We start from the raw sequence: 13,602 nt of genomic DNA on the forward strand, positions 1-13,602 counted from the left end.
GGTATTAATCGATGCTAAATTTAGCACATATAATGGATTTAACAAATATTAACATCGATTTAACACTCACTAACATTTATGACTTTTATCATGATACCATTCAAAAGCCCAAAGAATCTTTATTCTAACATGAACAAAAAAATTAATTTTATATTTTAAAAATCAAGCTAATAGACGTAATATATTCACACATCCATATATTCTAATTTTTAAGTTTAATATTTAGACTTAATTTGTATTTATAAAAATTCTAAATAACAAGTTTAAAATCAGACAAACCCTATAAATTGTCGTACAAAAGTATCTTTTGTACGACAAAGACATTTCTCTGATAATGCCTCACCTAACTGATTGGTTATTCATTCAAAGAATAATGATCAAATAAACAAATAAAAAAAGGGATGACTCAATTAAGAATCATCCCTTTGTTATATCGGAAAATTTATTCTTTATGAATAAATCTCTTTTTTCGATGCAATTAATGTGTTTTGCAATAATGACACAATAGTCATTGGTCCTACTCCACCAGGTACAGGCGTAATGAAAGAACACTTAGGAGCAACTTCATCGAAGTTGACATCACCTATCAATTTCCAACCCGATTTTGTTTTATCAGATTTAATTCTGTGAATTCCCACATCAATGACAACAGCACCAGTCTTAACCATATCTCCTGTCAAGAACTCAGGCATACCAAGAGCAACAATAATAATATCTGCTTCACGAGTAATCTCAGGAATATTCTTGGTACGACTGTGACAAAGTGTTACTGTACAATCACCATGAGAAGCTTTACGTGACATTAATACACTCATTGGTGTACCAACAATATTGCTACGGCCAAGCACAACACAGTTTTTACCCGAAGTCTCGATCTTATATCGCTTTAACAATTCAACAATACCTGCTGGTGTTGCTGGCAAATAAGTTGGTAAAGTCGCAACCATTTTTCCCACATTCATAGGATGGAAACCATCTACATCTTTCTCCGGACGAATTGTCTCAATCACTTTTGATTCAGAGATATGTTTTGGTAATGGCAACTGAACAATTAAACCGTCGATTGAATCATCCTGATTCACCTTCTCAATTTCAGCCAAAAGCTCTGCTTCAGTAATCGTATCTTCAAATCGAAATTCTGAAGAATCGAAACCGACTTGATGACAGGCTTTAACTTTTGCTGCAACATAGGTTTCACTGGCACCATCATGTCCGACAATAATAGCCGCAAGATGTGGCTTTTTACCACCATTTTTAATAATCTCTTCAACTTCAGCAGCAATCTCCTGCTTCACCTCAGCCGAAATCTTTTTTCCATCGATTAATTCCATGACTATGTTTTGTATCTGTGATAAGTATTATACAGCTAAAATCTTTAGCTGAAAATCGTTATTGATATTTAAGAAAAAATGCCTGACCATTGAGTCAAGCATTTTCATATTTTGTCTATCGCTTTCTCATCGGAAGATTTCCCATCATTCGAGACATCTTACCGCCTTTCGACATCATTTTCATCAACTTACGTGTTTCATCAAACTGCTTAATCAGTCGATTCACATCTTGGATATTTGAACCACTACCCGCAGCAATACGCTTACGACGTGATCCATTTAATAAAGTTGGATTTTCACGCTCCAAAGGCGTCATTGAATAAATGATAGCCTCAATGCCTTTAAATGCATCATCATCAATATCGATATTCTTAAGGGCTTTTCCCACACCAGGAATCATTGATGCAAGATCCTTAAGATTACCCATTTTCTTAATTTGAGAAATCTGAGAAAGGAAATCGTTAAAATTGAACTGATTTTTAGCAATCTTCTTCTGAAGGTTACGGGCTTCATCTGCATCGAACTGCTCTTGTGCACGCTCAACAAGTGAAACGATATCACCCATACCTAAAATACGGTCAGCCATACGAGCCGGATGGAAAACATCCAAAGCTTCCATTTTTTCTCCCGTACCAACAAATTTAATAGGCTTATCAACAACCGAGCGGATAGATAAGGCAGCACCACCACGAGTATCACCATCAAGCTTGGTTAAAACAACACCATCAAAATCTAAACGATCGTTAAACTCTTTTGCTGTGTTTACGGCATCCTGACCTGTCATTGAGTCAACAACAAACAAAATCTCAGAAGGATTAATGGCTTTTTTAACAGCTTCAATCTCCTTCATCATCTCTTCGTCAACTGCTAAACGACCGGCAGTATCGACAATCACTAAATCGTGACCTTTTGCTTTAGCTTCCTTGATAGCAGCTTCAGCAATTTTCACTGGATTTTTATTATCCTTATCTGAATAAACAGGAACTCCGATTTGCTCTCCTAAAACGTGCAACTGATCAATCGCAGCCGGACGATAAACGTCACCCGCAACCAACAATGGATTTTTTGAACGTTTGGTTTTAAGCAAATTGGCCAACTTTCCTGAAAAAGTGGTTTTACCAGAACCTTGAAGACCAGCAATCAAAATAACAGCAGGATTCCCTTTGATATTAATATCAACATGCTCTCCTCCCATCAGTTCAGCCAACTCATCGTGAACAATTTTCACCATCAATTGATTTGGCTTCAAAGAAGTCAATACATTCTGTCCTAATGCTTTTTCTTTTACTGTAGCAGTAAACGACTTGGCTATTTTAAAATTGACATCGGCATCAAGTAAAGCACGACGCACATCCTTTAAAGTTTCAGCTATATTTATTTCGGTGATCTTTCCATGTCCTTTCAACAACTGAAAGGACCGCTCAAGTCTTTCATTAAGATTTTCAAACATCGTATTTCCGGATTATTTTAGTTTCCTGCAAAAATAAAAAATTCTCTGTATTTGCTCTTATCAGAAAGCATCTTTTAATCAGATGCTTTTAAGAGAAAATGCATATTTCTTATTTTTGATTCATTTGAATAAGTTAAAACCTCAACAAGTCTTAACTTAGAGAAGCAAGACTCATTTTTATATTATTAATAATGGAATCAGTCAATCAACCGATTCCATTTATTTATTACATTCTTTCTGGTAAGCTAACCCCTAATAAACTCATACCCGATTTAATAATTTCTGCCACTTGCTTAGACAAAACAAAACGGAAATTTCTTAAATCAACGTTCTCCTCTTTATTCATAGGAAAATCGTGATAAAATTGGTTGTACTCCTTAGCTAAATCATAAACGTAATTTGAGATTAAAGCAGGACTTGTATCACGACCAGCATCTTTCACAACGTTAGGATAATTCGCCATTAACTGAATTAGGAATGACTCTTTTTCAGAAATATCCAAATCAACTTTAGCCAATTCTGGAATCTCTATTCCAGCCTCAACTGCCTTACGCAATACCGATTGAATACGGGTATAGGTATATTGAATGAATGGCCCTGTATTACCATTGAAATCGATAGAATCCTTTGGGTTAAACATCATATTCTTTTTAGGATCGACCTTCAGAATAAAATATTTCAAAGCACCCATGGCTACCTTATAATAAACATCCTCAGCTTCTTCTTTTGAATAGCCTGACAGTTTACCCAATTCTTCTGATGTTTCACGAGCGGTATTTACCATCTCCTTCATCAAGTCATCGGCATCAACAACAGTTCCTTCACGTGATTTCATTTTACCTTCAGGCAATTCAACCATTCCATACGATAAGTGCTTGATTTTATCGCTCCATTCGTATCCTAATTTCCCCATGATCAGAGAAAGAACCTGGAAATGATAGTTTTGCTCATTTCCAACCACATAAATATGCTCATCAATATGGAATTCATTAAAACGCTCATAAGCCGTTCCGATATCCTGAGTCATATAAACTGAAGTGCCATCATCACGAAGCAATAGTTTGTGATCTAAACCATCCTCTTCCAAGTTGGCCCAAACCGATCCTGTTTCTTTCTGATACAAGACTCCTTCATCCAAACCTCGCATCACAATAGCTTTCCCTTGCTTGTATGTATCCGATTCGAAATAAACCTTATCGAAATCAACTCCCATGGTTTTATAAGTGATATCGAAACCAGCTAATACCCAATCGTTCATTTTACGCCATAGAGCAACTGTTTCTTCATCACCAGCTTCCCACTTCACAAGCATATCCTGAGCCTCTAGTAAAAGCGGTGCTTTTTTCTTCGCTTCATCAGCATCCATACCACCAGCAACTAATACTTCTACCTCTTTCTTATATTCCTGATCAAACTTCACGTAGTATTTTCCAACCAGGTGATCGCCTTTTATGCCTGTTGATTCCGGAGTTTCTCCCTCACCAAAACGTAACCAGGCTAACATCGACTTACAGATATGAATACCTCTATCGTTTACCAAATTTACTTTGATAACTTCGTAACCATTCGCTTTTAAAATTTGAGCGACCGAATAACCTAATAAGTTATTTCTGATATGTCCCAAATGCAGTGGCTTATTGGTGTTAGGAGACGAATACTCAATCATCACTTTTTTTGCACCTGCAGTCAGTGGAGTAAAACCGTAGTTTTCAATTTTTACAGCTTCGTTCAAAACTGAAAGCCAGTATGAATTGTCGATAACCAAATTCAGAAATCCTTTTACGATATTAAATGAAGGAATGGCTTCAACATTTTCCTTTAGAAAATTTCCAAGATCGTTAGCAGTTTCTTCAGGTGATTTCTTAGAAAAGCGCAAAAATGGAAAAACAACAACTGTTAAATCTCCTTCAAACTCGCGACGGGTCTTCTGAATTTGAACACTATCCTCTTCAACTTTCTGACCATAGCACGCACTAATGGCCTCTACTACTTTACCTTTAATAATACTTTCAATACTCATTTGGAAATTCTTTGTTCGGGGAATAACTAAAACTAAACGCCTAATTGATTCCACCAGATGAAATTAAAAATGTTCGAAATTGGGGCTCCAATATATTAATTGACAGATCATCCCTCATACTCGAATTCGCAAAGATAACATGAATTCCAAAAAAACATATTTTCAATCTCCAGAAATCTTGTAAAAATCACATATTTCGATTATATTCATTCAAATAAGTCTAACATTATAGGAACATGTCTTTCAAAATGGATGTTTCAAATATAAAACCCCTGCCCTATGAACATAAATTTAAACGGTCGCTGGCGCAATCAGTACAATTCAGAAATGAATTTAAAAATTGATGGTCAAAACATCACCGGAACATTCCAAACAGGAATCGGACTTCCAAATTTTGAAGAAAAATTTGAAGTTATTGGACGCGTAAAAGATAATGTCATTGCTTTCATGGTTGATTTTGGGCACTACGGCTCTATTGCCTGCTGGACAGGACGAGTTGAAGTCGACGATATTGGTGTGGTTATCCACTCTATGTATCACCTTTCGCAATCGGATGGTAGTGATGAAGAAAAAATGGCTAAAGCGATTATTACAGGTGTCGGGACTTTTAGAAAACCCTAATCTACAAAATAATTGAATTTAAATTTATATCAAAATTTGTCGATTAACCTATGTTTACTGGCATACAAAAAAATCTGAAGATTATTATTCATTTAATTCACACAGTTTTAACCTTCTTTAACTTAGATTTTTTTTTCGTAATTGATTTAAGCCGTATGTTTGTAATAGTAAAACAAAATTGATTTCTAAGATCAATTCTAAACTCTGAATCACACGAGTTTAGTCGTTTTCATAGGTTAGATTTAGGTTAGTAAGAAAAACTCAGGTGGGGACCTGAGTTTTTTTCATTTATAGTAATCTCATTTTAGTCTTAAATATTACGATTTCACTTATATTTCCTAAACCAACTATTCTTTTCAAAAAAAGCAATCCTTAACTTTCTTTAACTTGTATTGACGCCCATTAACTAAAGAAATCTCTATGTTTGCAATGTAGAAACACAACTAATTTTTTCATAATTAGGCTAAGCTCTACTCCATAAAGCTTAGTAGTTTTTCATAGGTTAGATTTAGGTTAGTAAGAAAACTCAGGTGGGGACCTGAGTTTTTTCATTTCCACCATTCCTTATCTAAATTCCATTCTACAGCCTTAAATGAATTTCCTAAAACACTGTTTTTCTCTTCAAAGCACCAATAAATTTGGAGCTTAACGTTCTTTAACTTGTGTTGACTCCCATTAACTAAAGAAAGCTATATGTTTGTAGTGTTGAAACAAACTAACAATCCAAAGTTAGTTCTAAGCTATAATCCAAAATGAGCTTAGTCAATTTTTTCATAGATTAGATTTAGGTTAGTAAGAAAAACTCAGGTGGGAACCTGAGTTTTTTTCGTTTACCCCATTCCACTCTCTTCATCTTTTAATCAAGAGCATGAGTTTTAGCCCCAAAGCGCACCTATACCAATCTCAACATTCATAAAAATAAAAGCTTAACGTTCTTTAACTTGCGTTGACTCCCATTAACTTAAGAAAGCCCTATATTTGTAATGTTGAAACAAACTAACAATCCAAAGTTAGTTCCAGGCTTAATCCAAAAGAGCCTGTCAATTTTTTCATAGATTAGATTTAGGTTAGTAAGAAAAACTCAGGTGGGGACCTGAGTTTTTTTCGTTTAAAATAATATTGATTTTAAACCAAACAAAAATCAGTTTGAGTCAACCTTTGCCTGTTAAAATCTTAACAAATGAGTTTAATTTAAAAATAATTGTGAAAATATTTTTTACTTATCTAATTTTTCTCATCTTTGCAGCCATAAGATTAAAACACATGAACATCAAATTCACTTTAAGATATAAACAGATAAAACACAATAAACACTATTGTGTTTCAATCGATGTGGAATAATGTGAAGCTTTTAAATAAATTATAAAAGGCCTACAGATATTCTGCAGGCTTTTTTTGTGTTTGTATCTTGAAATTTAAATTTGATTTTAAGGAAACCATAAATTAACCAGCCTTAAAATTCAATTCATTTAACTATTACCAAACAAAAACCATGAAAATCCTAAAATTTGGTGGCACCTCCGTAGGTTCAGCGCAACGCATCCAGAACCTTGCCCAAATTGTTCAAAACGAAGAACCATGCATTGTAGTCCTGTCAGCCATGGCAGGAACTACAAATGCTCTCGTTGAAATCACCGAGTTACTTTATAAAGGTGATAATGAAAACGCATTAATTAAAATTGAGGAGCTGGAACAAAGCTATTTCAAACGAATAGAAGAACTTTACATCAGTTCGGAATATTTAGCCAAAGGCGTGGAATTAATACAATCTCACTTTGTATACATTAGAAACTTTGTATATAAAACCTTTACTCAGCTTCAGGAAAAAGCCGTTTTAGCTCAAGGTGAGCTTATTTCAACGGCCATGTTCCATTACCATCTTGCCGAAAACAAGATTGATTCCGTATTGCTTCCGGCACTCAACTTCATGAGAATAGATAAAGATGGCGAACCTGACAATTATTATATTCAGGAAAATATTAAAAGAGAAATTAGTCAATACCCTAACAACAAACTTTTTATTACCCAAGGTTATATTTGCCGAAATGCCTATGGTGAAGTAGACAATTTACACAGAGGTGGTAGCGACTATTCAGCCTCACTTATCGGTGTTGCAGTTTCAGCTTCTGAAGTACAAATCTGGACAGATATTGATGGTTTCCACAATAACGATCCTCGTTTTGTTGAAAATACCAAAGCCATTAACGAATTATCCTTTGATGAAGCTGCTGAGCTCGCCTATTTTGGGGCGAAAATCATGCACCCGGCAAGTGTCTTACCCTGTAAATTGAGTTCGATCCCTGTCCGATTAAAAAACACATTGAATCCTTCGGAAGAAGGCACGCTAATTTCAAACAAACTTGAGCGAAAGCGCATAAAAGCTGTCGCTGCAAAAGATGGTATTACAGCCATTAAAATCAAGTCCGGTCGTATGCTTTTAGCCTATGGCTTTCTCAGAAAAGTATTTGAGGTTTTTGAAATCTACAAAACGCCTATTGATATGATAACAACTTCAGAGGTTGCTGTATCACTAACGATAGACGACACTCATAATCTTGAAGAAATTGAGAAAGAGCTGCGAAAATTTGGTGTGGTTGAAGTAGATAAGAATCAATCCATCATTTGTATAGTTGGTGATTTTATCTCTGAAGCAGCCGGTTCGGCCAAATTAGTGCTTGAGGCATTGGAAGAAATACCATTAAGAATGATTTCATACGGTGGTAGCAATCACAATATTTCAGTATTAGTTGATCAGAAAAACAAGATAGAGGCTTTAAAAGCCTTAAACAAGCTTTTCAATTAAGATGTCTTTAAATAACACAGGTATGATTAATTCATCAACATATAAGTATCTCAACGCTCAGGAGACTCCTTTTTATTACTATGATATGGATCTTCTAAAAACGAGTTTAGCTACAATAAAGGAAGAAGCTGCACGATACAATTACCATATCCACTATGCAATTAAAGCAAATGCAAACCCTAAAATCTTATCATTGATTCAAGCCTATGGTTTTGGTGCTGATTGTGTAAGTGGCAATGAAATCAAGCGTTCTATTGACAATAAATTCCCTTCAAATCAGATTGTTTATGCAGGTGTAGGTAAATCTGACAAGGAAATTGAGATGGCTCTTGAGGCCAATATTTTCTGTTTCAATTGTGAATCAATTCCTGAAATTGAAGTCATTAATGAGATTGCAAAATCGAAAAATAAGGTGGCTAAAATTGCTTTACGAATTAACCCCAATGTAAATGCCAACACACACCATTACATCACCACGGGGATAGCCGAAAATAAATTCGGAATAAACCCTTGGGAATTTGATCAGATTCTGGAATTATTGACCGAACTTGACAACATTCAACTTGTTGGTTTACATTTCCATATTGGATCTCAAATTGTTGATTTGAGCGTTTTCAAAAGCTTATGTTTGCGTATAAATGAGATACAAAACTGGTTTCTCGAACACCAGATTATAGTCGATCATATTAACGTTGGAGGCGGATTTGGTATCAACTATCACAAACCGGATGAAGAGCCGATTCCTGACTTCAGGAATTACTTTGCCATATTCAATGAATTTCTGAATTTGAAAGCCAAACAGCAGGTTCATTTTGAATTGGGACGATCAATCGTTGGTCAGTGTGGCAGTTTAATATCGCGTGTGTTGTATGTAAAAAATGGAATCAATACCAACTTTGCAATTCTTGATGCTGGCATGACAGAGCTATTACGTCCAGCCCTGTATCAGGCCTTTCATAAAATTGAAAATTTAAGTTCAACAGACGAGCATGAAAACTATGATGTGGTAGGACCCATTTGTGAATCTTCGGATTGTTTTGGAAAAGCAGTTTCTCTTCCCAAAACCAAACGAAATGATCTGATTGCCATTCGCTCTGCTGGTGCCTATGGCGAGGTTATGGCTTCGAATTACAACCTTAGACAGACTGCAAAATCATTTTTTTCTGACGATATACAAATTTGAAACAGCCTCATTACCTGCATATTATAGGCAAGCTCAAACAATTAAAATCTAAAAATCAATCTTCCGGATTTGGATATTAAATTTTTAATTCGATACATTTGTCAAAATAAAACAAGATAAACCATGAACGCTTCAGTTTGCAAATTTTGGTGGTGGCACAATACTAATCTCTCAAATACCCTGAGCAGAAACGTCCGCCCTATATGCAAAATTTAAGCTTCTAAAAAGATATAACCTGCACATTAAGCGACCTACTGATTTCTCAGTAGGTCGCTTTTTTTTTATCCCAAAATTTTAAAAACCATGATTCAATTTAAACACCATAAAAAAGAAATGTTAGCCGATCTTATTACCCCGGTAAGTATGTATCTAAAACTACGCGATCGGTTTCCTCAAAGTATTCTTTTGGAAAGTTCCGATTATCATAGCCCTGAGAATGCCAGTTCGTTCATTGCACTTGAACCCATTGCCAATATCAGTTTGAAAAACAATGTGCTGATTGAAAGCATTGGTTCAGAAAGAAAAGAAACTCCCATAACAAATCAACCTATTGGCTTTGTTGCTGATCAGCTTGAAGCATTTGTCAAGCAATTCGATTTGGAGGATAAAGCGGAAATAAATAAAGCCAACGCCCTTTTTGGCTACACCTCTTTTGATGCCGTTCCGGCATTTGAGAATTTAAATTTTGTAAAGAAATCGGGAATAGAAATACCTCAACTCTCCTACTCTCTTTATCGATTCATCATCGAAGTGAATCACTTTAATAACACACTTTCAATTGTAGAGCTGACACAAAATGGTGAGAATTCCAGAATAAAAGAGATTGAAGATCTATTAAGAAATCACAATATTCCAAACTTCAAATTTAGCCTGAAAGAAGAAAAGGAAAAATCAAACATGAGTGATCAGGATTACCTTGACATGGTTGAAAAAGGAATTAAGCATTGTCGACGAGGTGATGTTTTCCAAATCGTACTTTCCCGTTCATTTTCACAAAGCTATCAGGGCGACGATTTTAATCTGTACCGGGCTTTACGCTCGGTTAATCCATCACCCTATCTCTTCTATTTTGATTGTGGATCCTTCCGAATTATGGGCTCCTCACCCGAAGCTCAAATCGAAGTGAAAAACAACAAAGCTTACATTCACCCGATTGCAGGTACATTCCGAAGATCAGGAGATGCTTTACAGGATATTGAACTGGCCAAACAGTTGGAAGCCGATGAAAAGGAACAAAGCGAGCATGTCATGTTAGTCGATTTGGCGAGAAATGATTTAAGTCGAAATGCCTCCAATATCAAAATTGAAACCTTTCGTGAAGTTCAATTCTATTCACATGTCATTCATTTGGTTTCAAAGGTTTCAGGTGAATTACCCCAAAATTACAACACCTTCGATTTGATAGGCAATACTTTTCCGGCCGGAACGCTCTCTGGGGCACCCAAATACAAAGCCATGGAATTGATAGATAAATACGAACCCACTAAACGTGGCTTTTATGGCGGTTGCATAGGCTCTATCGGATTTAATGGCGAAGTCAATCAAGCCATTATGATTCGAAGCTTTCTTAGCAAAGACAATACACTTTATTATCAGGCAGGTGCCGGAGTTGTCGAAAAATCGAAAGCTGAAAATGAGCTGAATGAAGTCGACAATAAATTGGCTGCCTTAAGAAAAGCATTAAAAATTGCAGAAGGTATTAGTAAATAAGCACATCATCGTATTACAACACTCAGTAATCCAAAGATCAACATCATGAAAATATTAGTCTTAGATAATTACGACTCATTCACCTACAATTTGGTTGAATATTTGCGCCAAATCAATGTTGGGACTATTGAAATTCGCAGAAATAACGAAATTGAATTGAGTGAAATCGAACCCTACGATAAGATTTTGCTTTCGCCGGGTCCAGGCATACCCGACGAAGCCGGCATTCTGAAAGGTTTGATTAAAGAGTATGCTCCAACAAAATCGATACTCGGCATTTGCTTAGGCCATCAAGCCATTGCAGAAGTGTTTGGAGGCAATCTCGAAAACCCAGCCAAAGTTTACCACGGACTCGCATCAGATATAAATCGGTGCAGCGACAAATCCAAACTACTAAATGGGATTCCAAACAAATTTAAAGCCGGACGATATCATTCATGGAATGTATCAAAACCAGGATTACCCGATTGTTTAGAAGTGACTTGTATGGATGATGAAGGCATGATTATGGGCTTACGACACAATCAATTCGATGTAGAAGGCATTCAATTTCATCCGGAATCGATTCTAACGCCTCAAGGTATTCAAATGATTATGAATTGGTTGAAGGATGATTAAATAAAACAGACATCATCAATTCACAATTAAAAATGAAATCAAAATGAAAAATTTATTACATCATTTGTTCGAATATAAAACCCTCACGAAGCAAGAAGCTGAAGAGGTACTCACACACATAACCAAAGGAGACTACAACGAAGCCCAAATCATTGCTTTTCTAACTGTATTTCAGATGCGAAGTATCACTGTAGACGAACTCAGTGGCTTTAGAAATGCTTTGCTAAAAATCGCTATTCCTGTGGATCTATCCGATTACAATTGCATAGACCTTTGCGGAACGGGTGGTGATACAAAAAACACCTTTAATATTTCAACCCTAGCCTCATTTATTGTTGCTGGTGCAGGTGAGATGGTTAGCAAACACGGGAACTATAGTGTTTCTTCCTTTTGTGGCTCATCCAATGTAATCGAATACTTAGGCTACAAATTCAAAAACACAGAAGAGGAATTAAAAATGGATTTGGAACGCTCCGGGATCTGCTTTTTGCATGCGCCTCGCTTTAATCCGGCAATGAAAAACGTCGCTTCTATCAGAAAAAATTTAGGAATTCGAACATTTTTCAATATGCTCGGTCCATTGGTAAATCCGGCTCAACCTAAAAATCAAATTGTTGGGGTTTACGATTTGGAATTGGCTCGTCTGTATCAGTATCTCTTGCAAGAAACAGATTCCCAATATACCGTGATACACAATATTGACGGTTACGATGAAATTGCTCTCACCGATAAAGTTAAACTTATTTCAAATGAGCGAGAAGAGATTCTCAGCCCACATGATTTAGGCTTTAAAACCTTAACTCCTCAGGAATTGCACGGTGGGCAATCAGTTGAGCAAGCTGCCAAACTCTTTGTGAATATCCTTAAAGGCAAAGGTAGTGAGGCTCAAAACGCCGTTTGTATCGCCAATGCAGGTGTTGCCATCCATTGCCTGCATCCTGAACTGGCAAGAGAGGAAGCTATGGATAGAGCTAAAGTTTCTCTGGAATCGGGAAAAGCGCTGGCATCGCTCAACAGGCTCGTACAAACTGAAGTTCAATATTAATAAACAAGAATCATGCACGACATACTACAAACCATAGTTGAGCAAAAACACAAGGAGCTTGAGTTTTTACAATCACAATACAGCATTGCTGACCTTAAACAACAAAAATACTTTCAACATACTTGCTATTCAGCTAAAGCAGCACTTACTGAGAAAAATGCCTCAGGTATAATCGCCGAATTTAAAAGACAATCACCAACCAAAGGGCCCATAAATCCAAATGCAAATATTAAATGCGTGGTTGAATCTTACCAAGAAGCAAACGCATCAGTGATTTCTGTTCTGACTGATAAAGATTTCTTTGGGGCAAAAGACACTGATTTTGAAAATGCAAGAGCTTGCTTAACTACCCCCTTGTTGCGAAAAGATTTTCTGGTTCATCCCTATCAGGTTTACCAGAGCAAAGCTATGGGGGCAGACCTTATTTTGTTGATTGCTTCAATTCTCACTATCAAAGAAGTTGTATCAATGAGTCAGTTGGCTAAAGAACTAGGCATGGAAGTTCTTTTGGAAATTCATGATGAATCTGAGTTAAACCACATTAATCCTCATATTGATTTGGTTGGCGTCAACAATCGCAATCTGAAAGATTTCTCTGTTGATCTATATCACTCAGTTAATCTGTCTGAACAGATTCCATCTGAGTTCATAAAAGTTGCTGAAAGTGGAATTTCAGGAAAAGACGACATCCATTATCTTAAAAACAATGGCTTTCAGGCTTTTCTGATTGGAGAATACCTGATGAAACAAAAAAATCCAGGTCAGGCTTGTCGCTTATTAATTAACCGGATCAGCTAAACCCTTTTAAACCTGACAATAAA

Annotated in this window: 10 protein-coding genes; 7 read left to right on the forward strand and 3 right to left on the reverse strand. The window is 36.1% G+C overall.

Annotated features, from left to right (window positions below):
- Positions 1-449: 449 nt before the first annotated feature.
- The 3 genes from folD to argS all read right to left on the reverse strand — a co-directional run bounded on the left by folD (position 450) and on the right by argS (position 4,801).
- Positions 450-1,331, reverse strand: coding sequence for a bifunctional methylenetetrahydrofolate dehydrogenase/methenyltetrahydrofolate cyclohydrolase FolD (folD, locus tag EO244_RS10080; protein ID WP_129254550.1), 882 nt, complete (start codon positions 1,329-1,331; stop codon positions 450-452).
- Positions 1,332-1,446: 115 nt separating this feature from the next.
- Positions 1,447-2,781: a signal recognition particle protein gene (gene ffh, locus EO244_RS10085; protein ID WP_129254551.1), complete on the reverse strand. Its 1,335-nt coding sequence runs from the start codon at positions 2,779-2,781 to the stop codon at positions 1,447-1,449.
- Positions 2,782-3,007: 226 nt separating this feature from the next.
- On the reverse strand, positions 3,008-4,801 hold the full coding sequence (argS, locus tag EO244_RS10090; RefSeq protein ID WP_129254552.1) for an arginine--tRNA ligase: 1,794 nt from the start codon (positions 4,799-4,801) through the stop codon (positions 3,008-3,010).
- 279 nt (positions 4,802-5,080) lie between these two features.
- Here argS and EO244_RS10095 point away from each other — a divergent pair, with 279 nt between their 5' ends.
- The 7 genes from EO244_RS10095 to trpC all read left to right on the forward strand — a co-directional run bounded on the left by EO244_RS10095 (position 5,081) and on the right by trpC (position 13,579).
- Positions 5,081-5,422, forward strand: coding sequence for an avidin/streptavidin family protein (locus tag EO244_RS10095; protein ID WP_129254553.1), 342 nt, complete (start codon positions 5,081-5,083; stop codon positions 5,420-5,422).
- A 1,492-nt stretch (positions 5,423-6,914) separates the two neighbouring features.
- Positions 6,915-8,225 carry an aspartate kinase gene (locus EO244_RS10100; protein WP_129254554.1) on the forward strand — a complete coding sequence of 437 codons (1,311 nt, stop codon included), beginning with the start codon at positions 6,915-6,917 and terminating at the stop codon, positions 8,223-8,225.
- Positions 8,226-8,247: 22 nt separating this feature from the next.
- Positions 8,248-9,408: a diaminopimelate decarboxylase gene (gene lysA, locus EO244_RS10105; protein ID WP_129254555.1), complete on the forward strand. Its 1,161-nt coding sequence runs from the start codon at positions 8,248-8,250 to the stop codon at positions 9,406-9,408.
- A gap of 303 nt (positions 9,409-9,711) precedes the next feature.
- Positions 9,712-11,118 carry an anthranilate synthase component I family protein gene (locus EO244_RS10110; protein WP_129254556.1) on the forward strand — a complete coding sequence of 469 codons (1,407 nt, stop codon included), beginning with the start codon at positions 9,712-9,714 and terminating at the stop codon, positions 11,116-11,118.
- 45 nt (positions 11,119-11,163) lie between these two features.
- On the forward strand, positions 11,164-11,736 hold the full coding sequence (locus tag EO244_RS10115) for an anthranilate synthase component II (RefSeq protein ID WP_129254557.1): 573 nt from the start codon (positions 11,164-11,166) through the stop codon (positions 11,734-11,736).
- A 43-nt stretch (positions 11,737-11,779) separates the two neighbouring features.
- The gene (gene trpD, locus EO244_RS10120; RefSeq protein WP_129254558.1) at positions 11,780-12,781 is read left to right on the forward strand and encodes an anthranilate phosphoribosyltransferase; all 1,002 of its coding nucleotides are present in this window, start codon (positions 11,780-11,782) and stop codon (positions 12,779-12,781) included.
- Positions 12,782-12,793: 12 nt separating this feature from the next.
- Complete coding sequence (trpC, locus tag EO244_RS10125; RefSeq protein ID WP_129254559.1) at positions 12,794-13,579, forward strand: indole-3-glycerol phosphate synthase TrpC; 786 nt, start codon at positions 12,794-12,796, stop codon at positions 13,577-13,579.
- Positions 13,580-13,602: the final 23 nt, after the last annotated feature.

The organism is Ancylomarina salipaludis (assembly GCF_004122035.1).
Classification (GTDB): Bacteria; Bacteroidota; Bacteroidia; order Bacteroidales; family Marinifilaceae; genus Ancylomarina; species Ancylomarina salipaludis.